This is a genomic window from Streptomyces sp. NPDC048185 (genome assembly GCF_043202495.1).
Taxonomy (GTDB): domain Bacteria; phylum Actinomycetota; class Actinomycetes; order Streptomycetales; family Streptomycetaceae; genus Streptomyces.
In genome coordinates this window covers 122,350-145,114 of sequence record NZ_JBIDAN010000011.1, presented here as the reverse complement: position 1 = coordinate 145,114, position 22,765 = coordinate 122,350, and the positions used below count along the sequence as shown (strand labels likewise).

General features: G+C 65.4%; 12 protein-coding genes. 6 read left to right on the top strand and 6 right to left on the bottom strand.

Features of this window, described 5'->3' with window-relative positions:
* Positions 1-85: 85 nt before the first annotated feature.
* Together ACGF3H_RS28270 and ACGF3H_RS28265 are read left to right on the top strand one after the other, a co-directional pair.
* Positions 86-2,065, top strand: coding sequence for an AAA family ATPase (locus ACGF3H_RS28270; RefSeq protein WP_361226465.1), 1,980 nt, complete (start codon positions 86-88; stop codon positions 2,063-2,065).
* Positions 2,066-2,070: 5 nt separating this feature from the next.
* The gene (locus tag ACGF3H_RS28265) at positions 2,071-3,831 is read left to right on the top strand and encodes an ATP-dependent helicase (RefSeq protein WP_362491234.1); all 1,761 of its coding nucleotides are present in this window, start codon (positions 2,071-2,073) and stop codon (positions 3,829-3,831) included.
* Between the two features lie 122 nt (positions 3,832-3,953).
* On the opposite strand, the gene ACGF3H_RS28260 is transcribed toward ACGF3H_RS28265, so the two are convergent.
* Complete coding sequence (locus ACGF3H_RS28260) at positions 3,954-4,208, bottom strand: helix-turn-helix domain-containing protein (protein WP_037664724.1); 255 nt, start codon at positions 4,206-4,208, stop codon at positions 3,954-3,956.
* Positions 4,209-4,410: 202 nt separating this feature from the next.
* Here ACGF3H_RS28260 and ACGF3H_RS28255 point away from each other — a divergent pair, with 202 nt between their 5' ends.
* Complete coding sequence (locus tag ACGF3H_RS28255) at positions 4,411-5,301, top strand: DUF5655 domain-containing protein (protein WP_362491231.1); 891 nt, start codon at positions 4,411-4,413, stop codon at positions 5,299-5,301.
* Between the two features lie 343 nt (positions 5,302-5,644).
* Here ACGF3H_RS28255 and ACGF3H_RS28250 read toward each other — a convergent pair whose 3' ends face one another.
* The 4 genes from ACGF3H_RS28250 to ACGF3H_RS28235 form a co-directional block, all read right to left on the bottom strand.
* A complete protein-coding gene (locus ACGF3H_RS28250) occupies positions 5,645-8,614 on the bottom strand; it encodes an RNaseH domain-containing protein (RefSeq protein WP_362491227.1) in 2,970 nt (989 codons plus the stop codon).
* A 32-nt stretch (positions 8,615-8,646) separates the two neighbouring features.
* Positions 8,647-11,970: a hypothetical protein gene (locus ACGF3H_RS28245; protein ID WP_362491224.1), complete on the bottom strand. Its 3,324-nt coding sequence runs from the start codon at positions 11,968-11,970 to the stop codon at positions 8,647-8,649.
* On the bottom strand, positions 11,967-13,208 hold the full coding sequence (locus ACGF3H_RS28240; protein ID WP_362491221.1) for a hypothetical protein: 1,242 nt from the start codon (positions 13,206-13,208) through the stop codon (positions 11,967-11,969). The genes ACGF3H_RS28245 and ACGF3H_RS28240 overlap by 4 nt, the downstream gene beginning before the upstream one ends.
* Before the next feature lie 92 nt (positions 13,209-13,300).
* Complete coding sequence (locus ACGF3H_RS28235) at positions 13,301-14,536, bottom strand: helix-turn-helix transcriptional regulator (RefSeq protein ID WP_362491218.1); 1,236 nt, start codon at positions 14,534-14,536, stop codon at positions 13,301-13,303.
* A gap of 554 nt (positions 14,537-15,090) precedes the next feature.
* Between ACGF3H_RS28235 and ACGF3H_RS28230 the strand changes: the two genes are divergently transcribed.
* The 3 genes from ACGF3H_RS28230 to ACGF3H_RS28220 are packed head-to-tail and all read left to right on the top strand — an operon-like array spanning position 15,091 to position 21,358.
* Complete coding sequence (locus ACGF3H_RS28230) at positions 15,091-16,641, top strand: N-6 DNA methylase (protein WP_362491216.1); 1,551 nt, start codon at positions 15,091-15,093, stop codon at positions 16,639-16,641.
* Positions 16,634-17,917 (top strand): restriction endonuclease subunit S, encoded by a 1,284-nt coding sequence (locus ACGF3H_RS28225; RefSeq protein ID WP_362491214.1) that lies wholly within the window; start codon positions 16,634-16,636, stop codon positions 17,915-17,917. The genes ACGF3H_RS28230 and ACGF3H_RS28225 overlap by 8 nt, the downstream gene beginning before the upstream one ends.
* Before the next feature lie 3 nt (positions 17,918-17,920).
* Complete coding sequence (locus ACGF3H_RS28220) at positions 17,921-21,358, top strand: HsdR family type I site-specific deoxyribonuclease (RefSeq protein WP_362491212.1); 3,438 nt, start codon at positions 17,921-17,923, stop codon at positions 21,356-21,358.
* On the opposite strand, the gene ACGF3H_RS28215 is transcribed toward ACGF3H_RS28220, so the two are convergent.
* Positions 21,359-22,726: a DUF317 domain-containing protein gene (locus ACGF3H_RS28215; RefSeq protein ID WP_362491210.1), complete on the bottom strand. Its 1,368-nt coding sequence runs from the start codon at positions 22,724-22,726 to the stop codon at positions 21,359-21,361. It abuts the gene before it with no gap.
* Positions 22,727-22,765 lie beyond the last annotated feature (39 nt).

The following is a 22,765-nucleotide window of genomic DNA, read 5'->3' as shown; positions in this document are numbered from 1 at the left end:
AAGTACGCAATGGCTGCTCTATATGACGCATGGTGCAGGTGGCCGATTTTGCAGAATGGCTTCATGGATTAGCGGGGGCGCGTTAGTGAGCCAGGACGGACCGAAGGCCGGAATGTATCTGCGGCAGCTCGGTATCAAGAACTTCCGGTCGTGTTATGACCTCGAACTCGATTTTCAACCCGGCATCACGCTCCTCGTTGGCGAGAACAATTCCGGCAAGTCCAACGTGATCGAAGCGCTGAGGCTGGCCACGACGCCCTTGAACCGTCGTTCGACGCGCTGGTTCGATGAGGTCGACCTGTCCCACGGACGCGAAGGCCAGGAGGTTCAGTTCCGTGCGACGTACGACGGACTGACGGCAGCCCAGCGGGCCCACTACATAGCTGCCCTCGACGTGGGATCAAACCAGGCCACCTACACGACGACGTACAAGCGGGACGAAGCCCGGCAGCAAATGCGTCCGACCGTGACTGTGGGTCCGGTGGACGGTCCAGACGCTGAACCCGACAAACGCGACCAGATCGCGCACGTCTACCTGGCACCGCTGAGAGATGCGCAGCGCGAGCTGGACTCCTCGGATGGGAACCGGCTGCTGAGGATCATCCGCTACCTCACCGAGGAAGACGAACAGGAAGCCTTTCGCGCGCAGGCCAACGACTCGTTCACGCAGCTCAAGGAACATCCCGTCCTGACCTCCACGACCAAGGAGATCCAGGGCCACCTGCGCGAGCTGACCGACTCCGTCCGCGGACAGACGGTCGAGGTCACCTTCGCCGAGTACGAACTGCACCGCCTGGCGCGCAGCTTGCGAGTGAAAATGGCCGAGGCCGGCATCCCGCCGGCCGACCTCACCGAGTCGGGTCTGGGCTACGCCAACTTGCTGTTCATCGCGACCGTCATCTTGGAACTACGCAAGGCCCAGCACATGGAGCTGACGCTTTTCCTCGTCGAGGAGCCCGAGGCGCACCTCCACCCGCAGCTTCAGGCAGTCCTATTGGATTACCTGCAGGAACAGGCCGAGGCTTCTCTCAAGGACGACACGCAGGGCCCGGCCGGCCGGATCCAGGTCATCGCCAGCACACACTCGCCCAACCTGGCCAGCAGCGTCGGAATCGAGAACGTTGTCGCGCTGCGCACACGAGTGGACCAGGAGACTGTCCAGGACGGCCAGGGCCAGGACAAGGACGTGCTGCGCCGGAAGAGCCAGGCACTCCCGCTGGCCAAGATCGAGCTTTCTGAGGCCGAGCGGCGGAAGATCAACCAGTACCTGGATGCCACCCGGGCCGGCTTGCTCTTTGCCCGTCGGGTCATCCTCGTCGAAGGGATCGCCGAGGCCGTCCTGCTGCCGGTGATCGCCCGTCACTGCGTCTTCGGCGGCGAGGCCCAGGCCAAGCAGCGCCGGGACTTCCACGGCGTCACGATCATCAACGTCGGCAGCGTCGACTTCGCCCCCTACATCACGCTGCTGCTGTCGGAGGTCAACGGGTGCCGGCTCCTGGACAAGCTGACCGTCATCACCGACGGCGACCCGGACATCCCCAAGGAGAAGAAGACAGAGGAAGGGGAGAGCGAGGACGGCCAGGGCGAGGTCCAGGAACCGGCAGCCGCTGCCCCGACCGGAAACGATCCTGAAGCGGACGCTGAAACCGATGAGGACGAGCCGGACGACGACGATGACGACAGCGCGGTGAACAACCGCAAGGACCGGCTGACAGCCCACGCCGAGTTGATCGGGGCCAAGGGCCACCTGCACGTGGCCGAGGCTCCCCACACCCTGGAAGCCGACCTCCTGACGCCCGAGGCCAACGAGCCCGTACTCAAAGCGGCCTTCCTTAAGCAGAAGACGCGCTCCAAGAAGAAGTGGCAGGAGATCCTCGACAATGAACGGGGGCGTGCTTGGGGTTTCTACCTCAAACTCCGCAAGCATAAGAAGTTCATCGGCAAGGGCGAGTTCGCGCACGACGTGGCCTTGGCGATCGAGAACGGGGAGACCTTCGAAGCCCCGCAGTACCTCGCCGACGCCATCCGCGGCGTCCTGGCGGACACCTCGGGTGAGGCACGTTGAACGAGGTGAAGCTCACCGACGGCCAGCAGGCCCTCGTCGACGCCACAGACAGCCTGTTCGCGGCGGCCTGCCCTGGGGCCGGCAAGACCCGGGCCATGGTCGCCCGCTTCCTCCAGCGGACCGCCGAGGAACCCCGACGCGGGATCGCCCTGATCTCCTTCACCAACGCCGCGGTGGACGAGGTCCGACACAGGTGTGGCAGCCAGACGGAGGCCCTGCGGGCACCCCACTTCGTCGGCACGTTCGACACGTTCATCCACCGCTTCATCGTCACCCCTCTGTACGTGAAGGCGTACAACCGGAGGCCCCACTACGTACAGTCCTGGCAGGACGTGACCAGTACGAGCTTTCGCCTCGTCCCTGATCTAGGAAGGGCCAAAGACCTGGAGTTCCGCTGGTTCGACTTCGACCCGGACGGGCGCGCTCATCTGGACCTGAGCCGAGTGCCGAAGGCGTTCGGCGATGCCGCGGTGCACCATCAGTTGGCGCGACGCAAACACGAGGCGGAAGCCAAGGCGTCGCACATCTTTGGCCAACTGCTCAAGGTCGGGACCATCACCTGCGAGGCTGCCCGTCTGCTGGCCGCGTTCTGGCTCAACAGCTCCAATGAGCGGGCGATCCTTGCAGGGCTGCTGCGGGCTCGTTTCGCCGAGGTCATCGTGGACGAAGCGCAAGACTGTGGCCGAGAAGAGCTCGACATCCTCCGCTTCCTTCGAGACAGCGGCGTCCGCGTGGTCATGGTGGGAGACCTCGACCAATCGATCTACGAGTTCCGCAACGCGACTCCCGCCGCGGTCCAGGAGTTTGCCGCCGACCTCCCTGTCCAACTCGAACTCGACGACAACTGGCGCAGCTCGCCGGCCATTTGTGCCTTCAACAGTGCCCTGAGGTCCGGGCAACTGGTAGAGACGGCTCGCGGCGAGAACTCCGTCGTCCAGACCCCGGTCCACCTGATCGAGTTCTCGGCTCTCGACCAGATCGTGCCTGCGGCGCTGGAAGTCGCTGAGCGATACAAGCTCGCAGCAGACGATCTCGTCGTCCTGTCCCACGCCGAGGCTCACGGGATGAAGGCGGCCGGCGTTGCTAGCCAAGAAGCCGCTGGGAGCTACCGCGTGATGGCCATCGCCAACGCCGGATCTACGCTCCGGTCGCGGGAGACGGACCCGAAGGCCCGTCGGAAGGCCGTCGAACAGGTGCAGCGAGCCATCCTGGCGACGCTCACCGCTGGGCGGGACACACAGCATCACAGCTTTGCAGCGGCCTGCGAAGAGATCAGCGTCGACCCTCGGTGGCTGGAGAGCTTCGCGGTACGGATGGCTCTGGGGCTCGACGCTCAAGGCAAGACCAGGCTCGAATTCGCAGCCGAGGTGCGTGAGTTCTTGAAACAAGCCAGCTGGGGAGACGGGCCAGCCCCGGCCTCCAGCGATCTGGGCAAGCTGTTCAAAGCACCACCGGAGGCCGCTTGGGCCAGCGTCTCCAGCTTCGGTAACAGCCCGTCCATCCGCCACTCCACTGTCCACGGCGTCAAGGGCATGGAATTCCCCGGAGTCGTGCTTGTCCTGCCAGACAGGTTGCGGGTAGACCCGGTGACTGGGCGGACGGTCTTGGACGACTGGGAAGGCGCCCACAACACCGAGGCCCGGCGTGTCCTCTACGTGGCTGGCTCCCGAGCGCAGGAACTGCTCGTCTGCGCCCTGCATCGTAAGCACACGAGTCGAGTTGCTGCGATACTCGATGTCAAGGGTGTTCCCTACAGCACGACGTAGAGCGGCCCAGACCATCGTTCGGTTTCTGACCTCACTGAGGCGACGGCACCGGCTCGCCTTGGGAACACGCACTGGTCACGGGGCGAGGGGCAATAGGCCATCGAGGGCATGGACACGTTGGGTCAGGAGCCCGTGAGGTGCCTGGTGTCGACGGTGTTGTATTCCGGTTCGCCGCTTTCCAGGACTCGGAGCAGTGATGCGGTGACAATCCGGGTGGCGCGGCCGATCCGGAGCACACGGCAGGGAAACTCGCCGCGGCGGACGAGGTCGTAGCTCTTCGACCTGGACAGCCCAAACGCTTGGGCAGCCTCTTCGACGCTCGCGGTTCCGCTCCAGGTGGCTCGTATATGTGCGGGGCTGAACTGCCCGTGCTGCATTGCGCTGTTCTGGCTGGGCATTCTTGTCGGCGGTGCCTTTCGATTCTGTGTTGCTTGCGGCAGTAGTAGATGTGTGTGGGCATGGTGGCCAGGGGTGGGCTACTAATCCGGGATCTCACATCTTCTTCACGGCGCCGAAGCCCCTGACGGAAACAATCCTGACCCGCCCGGTGTTCTCGATCTTCGAGCCGAGGAGGGGAAGGTGTCGAGCCTGAAGCTGTTTCACACGACGAATGAAGGTATGAGCGAGGTCGCGCCGCGTCTTGCTGAGGTTGAGGCAGACGTGCAGGGCCTCATCGAAGCACACATGGAGACGCTGTTGGGCGTCCGGTTCCTGGCGAGCGAGTACGGCACCGGGCCGGTCCACGGGGGCCGGATCGACTCGCTCGGGCTGGACGAGAATGGCTCGCCGGTCATCGTCGAGTACAAGCGCGGCGTCGACGCCGGCGTCATCAACCAGGGCCTTTTCTATCTGGCGTGGTTGATGGACCATCGCGCCGAGTTTGAGCGCCTGGTCCACGACTGCCTCGGGGTGACAGCCGCGGGCCAGGTCCTGTGGAGCGGCCCGCGTCTGATCTGTATCGCCGGCGACTTCACCCGTTACGACGTTCACGCCGTGCGCGAGTACCGGCGCTCGATCGACCTGGTCCGCTACCGACTCTTCGGCAGCGCTCTGCTCGGGCTTGAGACTGTGGCATCCGTCAGCGGTGGTATGCGGGTCACCCGCCGAATGCGCCGACAGGCGGTTGCCCGGGCGGCAGCCGACGTCCAGGGCGCGTCGATGATGGAGCTGGCGAGCGCGGTCGACGAGGCACTGCTTGGGCTCGGGGACGGGGTGAACCGCGTTGAACGCAAGCAGTACTGGGCGTATCAGCGTCTGCGGAACTTCGCCTGCGTCTGTCCGCCTCAGCGGAGCAAGCTCCTCGTCTACCTGAAGGTCGACCCGAGGGACACCGACCTCGTTCCGGGCTTTACCCGGGATGTGTCCGGTCTTGGTCACCACGGGACGGGTGATCTGGAGGTGCAGCTTCGTACGCCGAGGGACGTGGAGCGGGCGCAGGATCTGTTCCGGGCGAGCTACGCGGCGGCGTGATCGCTGGACGGTCCCTCGGCCGTGCGCGCTTCGTGGCTGGTCTGTGGTCGTCGGGAGGCGCCTTTCGACGTAGGGACAGGGCGTGGCGGTGGACTATCAATGGTGCGCGGGATTGCCGGTTTGGCCAACCGGCGATCCCGCGCTATGTTCCCCCGCTTTGCGGTGCTGGTGATCAGCCTGTCTGGCCCTGGCATCAGCCGCGAGCAGCGGCGGCTCGCAGCGCCTCCGCCCAGTCACACGACCTGGGCGAGTGAATAAGTGCGCCATCGCTTATCACCATCAGCCGGCCCAGGAGGCGATCCGCCGCCCCTCCTCTGCATCACTCCCGAAAACGCATCTTCGGCTACTCGTCGGTGGCTTCATCTCCCTGTTCCTCGGGCGGCGCCGACCGCCGGTACTGGGGATGGTCGAGGTCGAGCTGTTTGGCTGCGTGCAACGGGACGGGGTAGCGGGAGCGGTCGGACCAGGCGATGGTCTGGTGACACAAGCGTGCGGTCGCCCGTGCGAGCATCGTTCGGTCGACCCCATCGGCCACACCGACGGGGTAGATCTCGGTCGCTGTGACGGCCCACCACGGAGCCTTAAGCTCATTCGTTTCCCGCTCCCCCTCCTCCCCGCCCTTGCCCGGGTCGGCATCCCAGCGAGTGATGGCCTTGCCCAGGTCTCCGCCCTTGGCTTGATAGTTGCGCGGGATGTTGAACAGGATCCAGAAGGGATTCCCGAAGTCCACCTCGGCACGGTGTAGTTTGGCCGATGCGAACAGGATGGATTCCTTTTCGGCGTCCGGATCGCTCTCGCGAGGGACGGGAACGTACTGGGGCACCTCGTCCGCCGCGACGTTCATCCGGATGACCGCGCTCGGCTTCTTGCGCGGTGCGTTCCTGCCTTTGCCGTACCCCGGCAGCCAGGTACGCGGATCGGTGATGTCCTCTTCCTGATAGCTCTGATTCTCGTTGTGGAGGCCCGTCCACATCCGTCGGCAGGCGTGCCCGTCGACCATGACGACATAGCCCATGTCGGGTTCCAGCTCGTCGCGGACGAGGCTGGAGAGGGCATCTTCGACGTGTGCTGCTGCTTCCGCCCAGCGTTCCTTGTCCGTCTCGCCTTTGCCGTCGACGTGGAGTGCGTAGTCACTGGCGTGGAAGGCGGCGATTGCCTCCCGGTAGGGCACCCAGGCCCCGATTTGCGGCGTCCACGCTCGCATCGTCCAGGCGTCGCCCTCCTCCTCCGGCGGGAACAGGGCGGTGGCAACAATGATGCGTTTGGTGTGCTTGCCGTCGGCGGTCTTGGCTTGCCGGCGGGCGTGGATCCCGCAGTAGACGAGTTTCCCCGCCTCGCGTCCCTTCCGGTCCTTCGCGATGGCCCGCGCGAGGCGCTGGTCGATGATCCCAAGTGAGCGGTACAGGTCGAGGAGCGCCATGTAAGCGGCGTGGTCTTTCCCCGGCTTCGGAGGACTGATTTCTGTTGCGGGGTTTCCGAAGGATCCCGGTTTCATTCCCGTGGTGAACTGACAGACGAAGCCCTTCTTGGCCAGGAAGCGGCGGACTTGGAATTTCCCGTCATAGCGCTCCTTGCGCAGCAGGAAGGCGTTTCGCTTCTCTCCGTCCTTCTTCTTCAGGGCCGGGATCTCGGTCTCGCACCAGGCGCCGACCATTACCTGCGACTCGCTGTCGGCGAAGTCGTCTTCGAGGGATTTGAACTCCACGGTCCGGTTGATGGCGTCGCCGTGTGACAGGAAGCGCTCGGCCTGGCGGAACACCACGCTGATGCCGGGAGCGAGGAAGACCTCCTCGCCCGGCGAGGGATCGCCGATGGGCGGGCCGTCCGGGAAGGCCAGGGACAGCGCATTGATCATGCGAAGGCGGGTGTTCCAGCGGTACCACAGGCATACGATCCGCAGGTGCTCGAAACCCTGTGCCTTCACGGAAGCCGTGATCTCTTCGGGTGGGGGAAAGCCAATGCTGTGGAGGAGTTCGCCGGCCTCGATACGGCTTGCACGCTCCTGCGGGGCCATCTTCTGTTTGTCCGTGGGGCGCGGCTCGAAGGTCATCGGTTCCACCGTGAAGTCGACCCAGGTGGCCTTCTCGCCCAGCACTTTGGAGACGTGTTCGGCCAGGAGCCGCAGGTGGAGGGTGCCAGGTCCCGTGCCGACAGCGAAGTTGTCGTTCTGCGGCATGAGCGGGCGGATGACGCCGGCGTCAGGGGTGATGAACGAGGGGAATTCCCCCTTCTCGGCGGCCCTTTCCAGCAGGTCCCGCTCTTCGGTGACGCGTGCCTGCAGGGCTTGCAGGACGCTGATGTCCATCTCGTCGCGTGCGAGCAGTTCCAGGGCGCGCTGGTTGACGGCGCGAACGTTGCCGTTGCGTACTAGTTCGGTGTGCAGGATAGGAAGGCCGTCGCTGCCCTGGTAGATGTGCGTGGACTTCGCGTAGACCATGTTGCTGTGGACGCGGGTGACATGTGCGTCCAGGAAGATGACCGGGTGAATGACGTTGGGCTCGGTCTTCATGACCACCGAGAGCCGGGACATCGCGTACTGGGCCTTGGTGGCCTCGTTGACCTCGGTTGCGTCGTCACGGAGGTTGTACTTGCGTCCGAAAGGGTGATCCCAGGCGATGAGGCCGCCCCGGCTGTCGGGAAGGTAGGCGACTTCCCTTTTGTTTGGGTTGGCTTTCCAGCCGATCGTGCGATTCTTGTAGACCTGTTCGCCGTTGGCGTCGAGCTTGGGGGAGCCGTCCTTCTCCTTCGCGGCGACCTTCTCAGTGATCGGGACGAGGTCGTAGATGGTGAACTTTTCTTGGGCGAGCTTCTTGGAGATCACCCAGGGCACGGCCACGTACATCCAGTCGGGACACTTCGGCTGCCTGCCGGACACCGGCTTGAGGAAGCGCGTCATCTCGAACTCCTGCTCGGGCGTGTTCGCGATGGCTTCGGCCACCGGCGGTACGTCGAGGAGGACGGCCTGGTCGGTGTTCAGCCCCTTGCTGTAGGCGACGACGCACCGGAAGACGTGGCGCAGGGTCTCGTCGTCGATCTTTTCCAGTGAGACCAGGAAGTTGAGGTACCGGTCGAGGTGGACGTACCCGCCGGTCTTGAACTTCAGGTAGGTCAGGGCGGTTGAATACGGCAGGTTCTTCTTCTCGTCCGGATGCTGCTGGCTCTTCTGCTCGTCGTCTCCGCCGCCTTTCAGCTTCTCCCATTCATCCCGCACGCTGCGCGGGAAGAGCCGTACGTACACCTTCTGGCCCTGGACGAGTTCGGGGGTGCAGCGCAGGGTGAGGGTGCTCGGGAGAGTCGCGGTGGTGTCGCTCAATGCTGTGATCTCTTTCGGGAAGAAGCGCTGGGCTATGCGGAGAGGGCGAGGTCGACGCCGGCGTAGGTCAGGAAGGCGTTGACCGCCTCCCCATATAGTTCGGCCATCTGTCGGCGTTCTTCCGGCAGCCACCGGGAGGCCATGCGTTCGATGATGCTGGCCAGGTCGGAGCTCCACGTCTCGTCGTGGAAGGCGTAGTCCACGAAGTGCAGTTCCATGTTGGTACCGCCGCGTCGTGCTCGGCCGGCGAGCTGGATGAGGGACACCAGCATTCCGGCGACCATCTGTTCCTGGAGGACGAGGTCCATGGTCGACAGCTGCGGGGAGGAACGCAGAATGGTGGCCAAGTGGTCGCGTGCTGCGGTGCGAGCCGTCTGCAGAGCCTGGACGGGATCCGACGCACCGGATGCGGGCAACGAGTTGATGCCTGCGGCGTTGACACTGCCGTACATCCAGGTGGGATCGTCGATGATCAGCGGGGGCCTCACGCACAGGTAGATGGAGTGGATGGCTGAGCGGAGATTGACGACGATGTTGAGTCCTCTGGCGATGTTAGCCAGGGGGGCGATCAGGATGTCGCCGAATTGGGGGAATTCCTCGACCTCTTCGACGGTGATGCGGCGGACCAGTGACGGGTCGGGGAGGTAGCGGACGTTGCTGAGGCGGTCTTCTTCCCGGACGAGGACGCACACGCGGTGGGAGAGCCCTTTCGCCTTGGCGATGCCGGTGGCGATGTGGCCGCACTGTTCGTAGCTGTTGGCGGTGAGGATCACGCGGGCGCGGGTGCGGGTCGATTCCGTTTTGGCCAGGCGCGTGAGTTTCCTCGACAGCTTTGTCTCGTACAGGCGTTCACCGATTTCGCGCAGGGCTTCGGGCTTGTCGGAGGGAAACTGGCCGGCGATCGGGATGCGTTCTCCGGCCTTTCGGTGGCCGTTGCCGTAGGTGACGGCCGAGGACTCGACCAGGATGGATTCTTCCTGGGCGTCGGTCATCCACCACATCACGGGGGCGTGGACGTGTTCCTTGACCGCCTGGGGGAAGTAGGCCGTGGCGGAGAGTCCGAAGATGGGCCGTTCCACGCCGGCGGTGATCAGTGAGACGAGTCCGCCGAGTTCCGACACGTAGGTGTGCGGGTCGCCGGCCATATGCTGCGTGGAGAGCTTGGCGTCCTTCTCCGGGTTCTTCATGCCGGTGACCCGGTAGCCGTTGATCGGCCTGCCGATCGTTCCGTGCGGAAGTACGTCGGCGATGCCGCCGGAGCGCATCGAGTCGATGATGCGGTTGGCGCTGAGCAGCCCGGAGTGACGCAGGGACTGGGCGGTGTCGCGCAGAACGGCGAGCGCCACGTCCAGTTCGCTCATCAGCGTGCGGATGAGGAGGTGGTCGATGGCCCGGTTGCGTGTGCGGCCGTCGCTGATCATCGGAGCGAGGGCCTCGTGGAGCCTGAGTTTGAGCGCATCGCGCTGGTTGATGCCGCGCGGCGACACGACGGCCCCGAGGACGCTGCTCACTCGTTCCCACTCGGGGTCCAAGAGCATGGGTGCAGGAGCCGTCTCGTCGTCTTCGCCGAGGTCGGGTGCCGGTACCAGGGCGTTGAGCCGGGCGATGGCCTCGGCGGGAAGCGGCTGGCCGTCGCTGACCGGGTATTCGGGGAACAGGAGGCTGATGAGCTCGCGGTCCTTGGAGCGTGGCAGGCGCCAGCCCTCGTAGTCGTATTCGTGCCTCAGCCGCGGGACTCGGGCGTCGTCGTGGTGGTTGAGGCGGAATGCCTTGGTGCACAGGCCGGTCAGCAGGGACTCGGCCATGAGCCGGACGTGGCTGACCGGTTCGATGAGCTGGTCCTCGAAGCGCAGAGGAAGGTGCTTGGCCGCGGTGTCCAGGACCTGCGGTTCTGCGGTCCACGGGCGCCGCGAGTGCAGATCGACGGTGGTGGCGCAGCGGTCGACGGCGACGGCCTGGAAGGCGTCGATCTCGTCGATGATGACGAAATCGCTGGCGCGGAGCACGAACTCGCGGACGGTGACGGACCGGACCGGGCGGCCGTCGATCTGGATGCCCACCTTCATGTTGCCCTGGATGAAGTTGTGATGGTTGGTGACGATCACCGTGGCGTCAGCGGCCTGGTAAGCGGGGGTGAACTTGCCGCAGGTTGGGATCCAGGGGCAGGCCAGCATCTCTCCGCCGCCACGCAGGCTCAGACAGTTCTCCTTGCCGGGGCGGTAGATGCCGGCGGAGTCGAGCCAGTGCTGCTGTGCGCATCCATAGGCGAGGTGGTCGACGTCACGGCGGCCTCGCTTGCCCCATTCCCCGGGGGCGTCGGGGTCCTCCTTGACGAGGGCGGCGTGCTTGAGGGCCCGCTCGTGCCGTGAAGACGGCGACATCAGCGGAGCGCACGTCGCCAGGTGCTGGGTCCTGCCCGCCTCGTGCAGGATCTCAAGGTCGCGGCTGATGTCCCAGACGGAGGCGAGCGTGGCCTTCACATCGGGGACGAGGAGGGTGATGCGGTAGTCGTTGAGCGCGGCCCACGAGCCCAGGAGACGGACCAGCACGGACTTACCGGTTCCGGTGGGCGCGTGGAAGATCTGGGTGCAGCCGGCCAGGAGCTCCAGCACATCGACGGTGTCGGTGTCACGGGCCTTGACCCGGTCGAGCAGGCCCGTCAGCACCTTATGCAACCAGGGGCCAGCCTCTGTGTCCTCGTACTGGGTGTCCAGGAGCTGTGCGATGTCCTTGAGATCTTGGACGTAGACCGGGACCCTGCCAACGTTGGGCCGGGTGGTGAGGGCGGGAAGCGTGTCGTGGCCGAGAGGCTGGGCGAAAGCGGGAAAGCGGGGGATGGTCACGCGCCCGTGGACGATCTCGTTGCCCTCGGTGCGCTCACTCGTCTCGTACGTTTGGCCGGGAGCTGCGAACTCGTGGGGCTTGCGCCGGCTGCTCGGCCGCCGGTAGGGCGCGAGAAGGCTCTTGGCGTAGCCGAGGTAGTCCCCTCCCAGCAGGGGGTAGGCCGCGGTGGCGGTGAGAGGATCACCGGCCAGGGTGAACAGCTGGAGGGTGGTCTGCTCGTCCTCCTCGTCTGCGGTGTCCATGGCGCCCAGGAGGATCCGCGCGGCGGAGGCGAACCGTTTTTCGTCGGCGAGGTCGGGGTTGCTGAGCTTCATCACCTCGGCCACGAGCAGGCGTTCCTCACTGCCCAGCTCATTCCATCTCTCCCATGCCTGGGGTTTGCAGCTGGCGAAGAACGCCGCGTGGCGGAAGGAGGCCAGCGGCTTGCCGTCGTCGTCCTGCTGCGGGAAGTAGTGGGCGGCCAGGGCCAGCGCGGCGTGGACGAAGGCGTCTTTGACAGTCATCTGGCTCATGCCCACACCACCCCGGCGCTCTGGCAGACCATCTTGGCGAAGTCGGTCATGGTCGCGGCCTTCATTCCGTACTTGTGGCAGGTCACGGTCAGCAGGGGGATCTGGTCGGCTCGGTGGTCGGGAACGACGAGCCATTCGGCGCCGCCCTTGTCGCCGTCGTTGCGGTGCAGGCTCTCGGCCAGGACACGGCCGTGGGTGTAGTCCTTCACATCCACGGTGAAGACGTGCGTGCTCCCGTCAGGGCCCTTGACCTCGATGTGATGGTCGTAGGCATCGCTCATCGGCCAGAGCCTGACGGCGTCCACATCGGCCAGTGCGGCGGCCAGCCGCTCCCGCAGAACGGTGTGCAGACGCAGCTCGTGCAGGCCGGGCACGCAGGTGTAGCGCCACACGCCACGCTTGAGGGCCAGGTGCCCCTCAACCGGCTTCGCCTCCGGCACGGCACCGGTGGTGCCCAGCGCGAGCGCTGCCTCGTGCGGAGCCGGGGTGTCGGGGCTGTCCGGATGCAGCTGCGGCGCGTCTCCGGACGTGGGCCGGAACATGAAGCTGGCGCCGGTATCGGCGTGACGGCCGTAGAGGCAGGCGACGCGGTAGTACTCGCGGCCCGCACTCATCCGCTTGCTGATCTTCATGGGCCACTTGCACACCGTGCAGGGGAACCACCAGGTGCGGTAGACGGCGTGGTAGGGGATCGGCTCGTAGAAGCCGATCGCGTTGAGGGGCAGGCCGCGCTTGTTCAGCTCCGCGGCCGTGCCGGTCGGGCATTCCACCAGCGTGGTGCGGTCCTTGACGTACTGGGCGTCACCGCGGCCTTTGAGGATCTCGTACATCTGGTCCTGGTCGATCTCGTCCTGAAGCTGCTCCTCGGTGAACCGCATCCGGCCGATCCGCCGAAGCCGCTTCAAAATCCGGTGCAGCTGGGAGGTCTCCCACTGCAGATCGAAGGCGTTCCCGGTGACGCAGCCCTCGGCATCGACAACTGGAAAGTCGAGATCGCCGAAGCCGGACCGGTCCAGCCACGGTGGGAGCAGGCCGTCGACGGGACCGCGCAGCCTTCGGCGGAACTCGCCGAACGACAGCGGCACTCCGGGGCCGTACGCGGCGAGCAGGTCCCCGTGGTACCGCATCAGCTTTTCGGCCCGGTCCCTCGGGGTCAGGTCCGGTGCGGTGATCGTCTGACAGGCTTTGATGAAGGTGAAGTTGATCAGGCGGAACGCCTCGAAATGCGAGAACGTCAAGCCGTCATCATCGACATGGGTCGTCACGGGAGACGACGGTAGAGCACGGGTCTGACAATGCCCCCGGAACGGTCTCGGACCGCCCTAAATGATCATTGTGCTGGAGACGCCGCAGCTGGGTACATCTCCGTGTATACGTGCAGGTAGGAGGCAATGTGCTGCTGCCCGAGAGCGGTGGTGTGCCACCGGTACTCGAGGACGTGCGTATCGCCCGGTGCCATCCGGGGACGTAGTTCGATGAAGCCTCTGCTGGGATGCGCCTGGCGCTTCGGCCGATAGCCGACAGCCAAGTAGAACAGGGACTTGCCCGTCAGCTCGCTCTCGTGGAGACCTTCCGGGCCGGCCGCGGCGACACGCAGCAAAACGCCCCACAGCCATTCGGACAGCAGGTGCGCGGGAGGCGCCGACTCCGCGGGCTCTCCAAGCCCAGCGCGGGCGCAGGCACGGCCGCGGCGCGTGATCTCCACGAGGGTCCGGTCCACCTCGCCGACCCCTGGAACCTCTACGCGGTCCTTGGTCACTTTGATCAGTCCCAGCCGCTCCAGGGAGTGGAGGGTGGCCCCGGCCCCTTGATCGTGGACGCCAGCGCTCCGCAGGCGCTGCTGAAGGCGCGTGTGGCCGACTACTTCGGAGGGTGCGTCGAGAGCGAACGGCAACTTCCGCCACTGCTTGGCCGGCGGCACCCTGACCTGGTTCTGCCGGCGCATCCACATCTCCGTTTCAGTCATCTGGTCATCGCGCAGGATTTCCCCCAGATAGACCCGCTGCCGTTCATTCAGCCCCTCCCAGCCCTCGACCGCTGACGCCGGCGGACCGTGCCGCTCCCGCTCGGGCAGACGCGGGGGCTCATCGGCCGGCCGCGTACGCATCCAGGCGTCCATCACTATCCGGACTGGCACCTCGTACACGGTCGCCAGCTGCTGCACGAGCCGGCCCGTGTGCCCCGGCTTCCTCCAGTTCCATCCGGACACCTGACGGCCCCGCTCCAGGCTGCGGACTTTGTGCGCGTCCACGAACAGATCACGGCCGACGGCAGTCGCGCGAAGACGAGTGGCGACCTCTTCTGCGGTGAGACCAGCGGCATAGCGGAGGTCAACCAGCGTCTCGGACCCGCTGGGCGTACCCGTGAGGTCGGCGGTGGCGCAGCCCAGAGCATCGGCGAGCCGCCGTACGTTCCTGGCTTCAGGCACATACCTGCCCTCCTCCCAGTACACGACCACGCGGTAGGTGACCCCCACGCGATCAGCAAGCTCCTGCGGAGTGAGTCCAGCCTGCTCGCGCAGCGCCCTGATCTTGGTGTGCTCAACGGCTAGCAGATGCCTCGGCATACTCGTAGGGAACCTCAGTGAAGACTTCATGGCAACTGATGAGGCGCCGGGTGCCTGTCAGCGGGGATTTCAAGCGAGTGCGGGGGGCGTGCCTGAAGCCCAGAGCCCGTCGTGATCGTGTCCCGGGATCGAGTCGTCGGTGGTGAGGGCGTAGATAGCGATGTCCTCAGGAGCACATCGGGGCCGAGTCATGCACCTGCCGGGCGCGCGATCGAAGGCGCGACCTGTCGATCACGAGGGCGGGCGCGCCAGACGTCGCATAAGGGGCGGTCGCCGACGAGCACGCGCCATCGGGCGGCCAGCCCACGGCGTCGCTGTGGCGCCGTCTCCGTCAGTCTCGGAGCGTCTCCTGCTGGGCGCGATTGCCGTCCTTCGTGGTCCTGGGGAGGGATATCGTTGGCGGGTCGTCCGCACAGGGATGCGACGCCCCGCGCATGTCCACTCGGCGGCGTGTCCGGTGGATGCGCGCCGGGCATCCCCGGGCTGGGCTGACTGATAGGAACACCACGACCTTCGGGTCGCCACCTTTAGACGAGCAAGGACACCCCCGACTGATGGTAGTGACCCAGCAGGAGATCGAGAACCGGTTGTGGGACGCCGCTGACGAGCTGCGCGTGGCGATGCCCGAAGCGCAGTACTCCTCGGTCGTCTTCCCTCTGATGTTCTGGAAGTACCTGTCGGATACCTGGGAGCACACCCACCAGATCTTCCTCAAGGAGAACGAGGACCTCGACCTCTCAGCTGAGGAAGCCGACGAGGTCGAGTACAGCAACTACCAGACGTTCAAGATCCCCTTGATCTTCCCTGGTACCGTCGCCGAGCGCCGCGCCTCTTGGTCATCCATCCTCGCCACCGTCGCCCAGCACGGCCTCGGCCAGCGGGTTCGCGCTTCCCTCCAGGCCATCGAGTCGGCCAACCCTGACAAGTTCTCCCGTCTGTTCGGGTCCATGACCTGGACCTCCGAAGCGGTGCTGCCAGGGGAGGTGCTGGCGTCGGTCATGCGGGCGATGGACCGCACCCCCAAGATGCACGAGGGCAACATGTCCCACGACGTGCTCGGTGGAGCGTACGAATACCTGCTCAAGCGCTTCTCCGACGGGTCAGGCACCCGCGCCGGCCAGTTCTTCACCCCACGTGAGGTCGTCGAGCTGATCATCGAGCTGCTGGACCCCAAGAACCACGAGTCGGTGTACGACCCGACCTGCGGGTCTGGTGGCATGCTCATTGCCGCCGCGAGCCTTCTGAAGGCCCGCGGCGGCCGGGGGTACACACTCAGCCTGAACGGGCAGGAGGCGGTAACGGACACTGCAGGTGTGGCCCGCATGAACCTGTTCATGCACAACCTGACCGATTTCAAGGTCGAGGTCGGCGACACCTTGAGGGACCCTCGCTTCAAGAAGCCGGATGGGTCCGTGAAGCAATTCGACGTGATTGTCGCCAATCCGCCCTACAGCCTGAAGTGGAAGCCCTGGACCAACGACCCGCGCGCCATCGGGGGGGTCGCCCCACAGTCGTCGGCGGACTGGGCATTTGTGCAGCACATGATCGCCAGCATGGATCCGAAGAAGGGCCGTGCCGGCGTCGTCCTGCCACACGGCGTCCTCTTCCGAGGTGGCCAGGAGGCAGCTATCCGCCGGCGCGTCCTGGGCGACGACCTACTGGAAGCCGTGATCGGGCTGCCGTCGAACCTCTTTTACAACACGACGATTCCGACCTGCATTCTCGTATTCCGTGCCCCCGGCACCAAGGCCCTGGGGCGGCAGGACGGCGTGCTGTTCATCGACGCCTCCACACGGTTCACCAAAGCCAAGAACCGCCACGTCCTCACTCGCACAGACATCGCCGACGTGGTGACGGCCTACCACTCGGGCTCCGACGGCAACGGAGAGGCTGGCCTGTCCGCGCGGTTTGTCCCCGCCACGGAAATCGCAGCGAACGGGCACGACCTCAACATCGGCCGCTATATCAAGCAGGCCGCCGCCGAGCAGGAGGATCTCGGCACCCTCATCGATGCCTACAACATCGCCCGCGCCGAGCGCCAGAAGACCGAGCAGCGCATGCTCGAGGTCCTCTCTGCCGCCGGGATCGAGGGCTTCGATGAGTGACTGGCAGCAAATCAGCCTCGGCGACCTGGAGGCTCCCGCACGTCGCAAGGTAGCCATTCCACCGCAGGGTTCGAAGGCTTCGGCGAGTAGCGGCTATCCGCTTCGTCCGCTCGGGGAAGTGATGCGCCTCGACATCCAGCGCACACCGATGAAGCCTGGAACTACCTACCACCTAGCCGGGGTCCTGAATGCAGGGAAGGGGGTTATCACTAAGGGTGAACTCGACGGTGGAGATACAGAGTACGTAGCGATGAACGTCCTGCGCGCCGACCAGGTCGTAATGCGAAAACTGACTGCGTGGGAAGGGCCAATCACTGTAGTACCTGATGAGTTCGACGGATTCGTTGTCAGCAACGAATTCCCGACGTTCACGCTCGGGCCAGACCTGATGCCCGACTGGATGAGGCACGTCTGTGGCTCACCTCGGCTGTGGGCAGAGATGAAAAACCGGGTAAGCGGGACAGTTCAACGGCGCAAGCGTCTCAACCCAGAGCAACTCCTGCAGATCCAACTCCCGATCCCGCCCCGCGAGGTACAAGCTCGGATTGTCGAGATTCTCGACGCAGTTGATGACCAGATTGCCGCACTGGATGCTGAATCCGAGGCGTTGGAGGGGCTTCTGGAGTCGCTGCGCTCTAACTTGCCAGACACGGATCATCAGCCCATCAGCGACGTACTGCTGGGGATCGACAGCGGTAAGAGCGTCCAGGCTGGAGGGGAAGCCTCTGCTGAGGACGAGTACCGAATCCTGAAGCTCAGCGCAGTGCAGCGTGGTTGGTTCAAGACCTCTGAGGCCAAGACCGTTACGGAGGTCGCCGCGTTCTCGCCTAGTCATGTGGTGAAGAACGGTGACCTACTCATCACGCGGGCCAACACGCCGGAGCGCGTTGGCTTCGTTGCCGTCGCGAGGAACGTGCCCGCGGGGACATTCATGCCAGACCTCATCTGGCGCCTTCGTGTGGACGAGTCTCGCGTTCGCGCGGACTACCTGGAGCACGCTTTGTCATCGCGCGAACTGCGGACCAGCATCTCCGGTACTGCCGGCGGAACGAGTAAGTCGATGGTCAAGATCAATAAGCGCGGTTTCGGTACTCTTCGGGTGCCCATTCCGTCGCTTCCAGAGCAGGGTGAGTACGTCCAGCGGTGCGACGCCGTGGCCCGCGGGATCATGGCAACCCGTGCCGAGGAGGCCCGTCTCCGTCGAGTCCGGGCGGGGCTGCTGTTGGGGTTGCTGGACCGCACTATCGAGATTGAGTCTGCCGAACTGGGGGTCTGAGACGTGGCAAAGGGCATTCGGGAGCGCGAGTTCCAGAACTTGATGATCCAATGGTCCTTGCCAATGGGCTGGAACTTCGCAGCCGGCAGGTCGCTGCCGCGTGAGACGACGCAGACGGTGATCGTCAGCCACCTGCGGGACGCCATCGTCCGACTTAACCCTGAGGTGATCGACGGGTTCGACGTGGACGCCGTGGTCGAGGAGATCGTCGCCACGGTCAACGCCGTCGAGGGCGGGCTGGTGCGGGCCAACGAACAGGTGCTGAAACTGCTGCGCGGGCAAAAGGAGTTCCGGCACGCCGACGGGGTGTGGCACTCTCTGAAGCTCGTCGACTTCGAGCATCCAATCGCCAACACGCTGGTCGTGTCGGACGAGGTGACCATAACCATCCCTGGCAAGACACCCCGACGGTTCGACCTCGTCTACTGGGTCAACGGCCTGCCCCTCGTTGTCGTAGAGGTGAAGTCACCGACCGCGAAGTCCGGGTGGGCCGGCGCCGCCCGCGAGATCAACGAGGTGTACGCCACCGAGTACCCATGGTTCTTCACCCCCAACCTCTTCGCCATCGCCTCCGACGGGCTGAAGCTGCGATTCGGTGCCGCCGGTGCACCCCTGAATTTGTGGCAGCCGTTCCGGTCCACTGCCGACGATGAGGCCCTTTCCGGGCAGGCCGACGTGCAACGCTCTGTGGAGCTGCTGCTCACCCCGGCCACGGTCCTGGACATGCTCGCCAACTTCACCCTCTTCAGCACCTCCGGGGGCGGCGCGGACAAGAAGTATCTGCCCCGCTATCCGCAGATGGAAGCCGCACATCTGATCCACGAGCGGGTCCTGGCCGACGGCCAGAAGGGCCTGATCTGGCACCACCAAGGCAGTGGCAAGACACTGCTGATGGTGTTCGCCGCCTCCCTGCTGTTGGCCGACACTCGCACCGATTCGCCAACGATCATCTTGCTCTCGGACCGCACCGACCTCGTCCGGCAGACCTCGGGGGTATTCACCTCCGCGATGGGGGACGCCTACTTCCACCAGCCCGCCACCAGCAAGAAGCTGCGTTCCCTGCTGGCCGACGACGTACGCGGCGTTATCTCCACCACCGTCCATAAGTTCGCCGACGCCGGCAAGAACCTGTCGACCCGCCGCAACATCATCGTGCTGGTTGACGAGGCCCATCGCACCCAGTCCTCCAAGGAGGAGTCTCTGGCCGGGCAGATGCGTGCAGCGTTGCCGCATGCGAAGTTCTTCGGCATGACCGGCACCCCGATCAGGAACCTCGCCACCGACACCTTCGCCCTCTTCGGCGAGGAGACCGACCCGGGCAGGGTGCTGCACCGATACTCGGTGTCCCGATCTCTGCATGACGAGGCCACCGTCCCGGTCATGCTGGACCCGCACCCGGTCACCTTCGAGATGAACGACCAGGCGCTGCAAGCTGAGTTCGACCAGTTCGCCGACGAATTCGACCTCGACGACCCCGACCGTGAAACCCTGTCCCGCAAGTTCGGGCGTCTTACCTCGGTGTTCGCCAACCCCGAACGGATACACACGGTCTGCCAGGACATCGTGGACCACTACCTGGCCGGCGCCTACCGCAACGGCCTCAAGGCCCAGGTCGTCGCCTACAACCGTGAGCTGGCCGTGGCCTATACCGACAAAATCAACGAGCTGTTGGCCGGCTTCGAGGCGTCACAGGTGCTCGCCGAGGTCGGGAAACATGACCGGATCACCGCCGAGGTCAACATCCACGTCAAGGACTCCAAGGACGAGGACGCCGCCATGCGGCCCTACCGGCTCTCGGAGGTCGACGAGGAGGACCAGAAGCGGCGCTTCCTCGCCCCGGACGATCCGTTGTGCTTCCTGGTGGTGACCGCGAAGCTGATGACGGGGTTCGACGCCCCCAACGAGGGCGTCCTCTACCTGGACAAGCCGCTGAAGGCCCACAACCTGTTCCAGACGATCACCCGGCCGAACCGCACCTGGGTGTCCCCGACCGGGTTCGTGAAGACCTCCGGTGTGGTCGTGGACTACATCAGCCTGGCCGAGGAGGTCCAGCGGGCCGTCGTCGACCCCACTGCGGAGGGGACCGCTGGCAAAGGTGGGGGGTTCGTCACCGACGTGACCGACCTGGTCGCCGAGTTCCGCACCACCTTCGCCCGTATCGAAGACCTGTTTGCGAACGTGGACGGACTGGACCTCACGGTCCACGGGTACGAGTCGGTACGAGCCATTAACGTCTTCCTCGACGCCGACCCTGTCGCCGCCGAGGTGTTCGCCAAGGACTACCGGCTCTTGGCCCGCCTGTACCCGCTCATCAACACCGACAAGCGGATCGCCAAGTACCAGGAGGGGTTCGGGCTGTTCGGGTCCGCGTACACGACCCTGTTCAAGAGATCCTCCGACGAAGAGAGGAAGGAACGCCTGGGCGAGCTGGGACCGATGGTCCTGGAGATAATCAATGCCCACGTCCACTCCTTCTCTGTGGTCGCTTCCCAGGAGGAACCCCTCGTCCTCGACGCCCAGGGCATCGCCATCCTCAAGGAACTGCTGGCCCTCGTCCGCCCCAAGTCCGACAAGGACGACAGCGAGGACAAGAAGCCGCCGTCTGCGGCGGAGATCCTGGACCAGATCAAGGACGCCCTCGAAAGGGGGGTCGAACCGGGGTCCGCGAAGTACACCGCCCTGGCAGAGCGGATCAGGCAGCTGCGGGACCGGATCATCCAGAACGCCCAGGACGCCCTGGAGTTCCTGGCCGAAGCACTCCGAGTCGCCCGTGCCATCGTGAACGCTGAGAAGCACCCCGACGAAGCCGTCGTGCTGGACGACGACCACGTGGGTGTCCTGTCGCGAATCATTCACGATCACGCACCGTCCGGCCTCACCATCACAGAGCGGAACCTGGCCGAGGAGATCGATCAAGTGGTCAAGCGCACCCTCGCGCAGTCGTGGGACAACGCCGAGGCTCGCAACCGAGGTGTCCGCCGCGCCACCGCCGCGGTCTTCCGCCGGTACGCGTTGAAGCCGGTGGGGGAACCGTATGGCTCCACCGTCGCCTACATCGAAGCCCACTACCTCGTCGACTTATGTACGCCCAGGGGATCCGGCGACCTGTGGTGGTTGCCAGATCCCCTGGGCTGCTTGTGTTCAGTTCTGCTTGCCGCTGGTCGCAAGCAGAGTGCAGCTCCAGGGGTCCGTAGGCAGCCAGACTCCCCTCGCCGTTCTTGGGGGTCCGGAGCCTGCCTCGGGCTTCGCGCTCAGGAGGGCGTTCTGCTATTACTGGGCGGACGACGTGCGGGTGGAGCTCCGCAGCCGAGGCACGTGGACCGGGCGCACGAGCCGTTCCGCGAGCTTATGGGGCGGAGTGACGGCCGACAGTATCGGCTGGCCTTGGGTGTCTGTTGGCGAGATTTGGTCGTCGGGTGGTCTCTTCAGGCGTATCCGTGATCAGCGCCTATGGCTGGCTGCAAAGCTCGTGACCGCCAGAGCAGTCGGCGATGTGACGGCGAGTCCCTTTGTTGGTGCGCGACCCGTGGCCTGATGGCTGCGGGTGCCGGTTTCGTGGGCGAGGTTCTCTGAGAGATCCGCCAGCAGTGAAGTCGGGGTATGTGGCGACGCAGTGATGGCCCAGGTCGGCCGGTCCGGTCCGGGGCCGGCCCAGACGGTCCAGGTGGCTAGGTTCTGATTCGGGTGTTGTGCCGTGAAGGCGTCGAACTGGACGCCCACGTTCCCGTCGGGGGATGTCCAGCGGATCCATCGCCCGTCCACGGTGTGCTTCCATCCGGCGTCGGAGAGCGGCTGGGTGGCCGTGGTGACCATCTTCTCGTCCACCGGGACGCCGGTGGTCGTGTCCCAGCCGTCGCCGTCGGCGAGGTGATTCAGAAGTTCCGCTATCACCAGGGCGGGGGTGGCGCCGGTCGCGGTGAGGACCCATATGCGGTCGGAGACGGGTGTCTCGTAGGCAGCCACGGTCCACGCGGTCTCGTGGGCCGGGGCCTCGTGAACGCGCTCGATGCGCAGGGTCTGCGACTCGTGGATGGCGTGGGTTGTCTCGTCGGACCAGGTCCGCCACTTCTCGAACTCGCCGTGCCTGTCGAGGAAGGAGTCGAGGAGGGCGTCGTGGTCGCCTGCATCGGCCAGGTAGACGGGGACGGTCTTCGGCTCCGGGCGGTGAGGCCCGGGTTTCGCTGCGCCGAGGTCCAAGGCGGTGCGGGCCTCGACGGCGGCGCGCTCGGCGTCGGTCAGGGGTGCCGGACCGGGGCGCATGTCGGTGCCGTGGACCTCCTCGAAGGCGAGCAGGGCCTGAGCGGGTGAGTCGAAGGTGTCGGCGACCTGGCGCAGGTGGTCCTCGCCGTGGAGGTAGACCGACTTGCCGTCACGGCCGAGGTACGTGCCGACCGCGACGGTGGTGTGGCCGTCGTGGGCGTGTGCGTGGATGAGGAGATGGCCGTGGCGGATGTCGTCGTGGATCTTCTGCGCGTGGTTGGAGACCTCGCGGATCTCGCTGCGGGTGCACCACGGCATCGGATGGTCCGCCCAGGTCCATTCCTCGTCCATGGCCTCCAGGAGTCGAGGGGTGATTTCGACGCTGATGCCGCCGGCGGACAGATGCTTGGCTGCGTCCTGAGCCCAGTAGGGCTCCTCGTGGTCGATGCGGGCCAAGACCAGGGCGTTGTCGGCGAGGACGGCCCAGTCGGCTGCCTCGAGAGCCATGAGAGCGATGCGGGCCTGGCTGCCGGTCAGGACAGCGATCACGGCGCTGGGATGGGTTGGGTGGGTGTCGAGGCGGACGTGAGCGTCGATGGAGGTAGTCACGTTGGGTGTCGTCTCTTCTGCCGGTGGCCGGGCCTTCGG

What these genes read in the sequence shown, in the direction of transcription:
- ACGF3H_RS28225 (WP_362491214.1), top strand. Translation starts at nt 16,634, where the DNA reads ATGAGTGACTGGCAGCAAATCAGCCTCGGCGACCTGGAGGCTCCCGCA.
- ACGF3H_RS28230 (WP_362491216.1), top strand. Translation starts at nt 15,091, where the DNA reads ATGGTAGTGACCCAGCAGGAGATCGAGAACCGGTTGTGGGACGCCGCT.
- ACGF3H_RS28260 (WP_037664724.1), bottom strand. Translation starts at nt 4,208, where the DNA reads ATGCAGCACGGGCAGTTCAGCCCCGCACATATACGAGCCACCTGGAGC.
- ACGF3H_RS28235 (WP_362491218.1), bottom strand. Translation starts at nt 14,536, where the DNA reads ATGCCGAGGCATCTGCTAGCCGTTGAGCACACCAAGATCAGGGCGCTG.
- ACGF3H_RS28245 (WP_362491224.1), bottom strand. Translation starts at nt 11,970, where the DNA reads ATGAGCCAGATGACTGTCAAAGACGCCTTCGTCCACGCCGCGCTGGCC.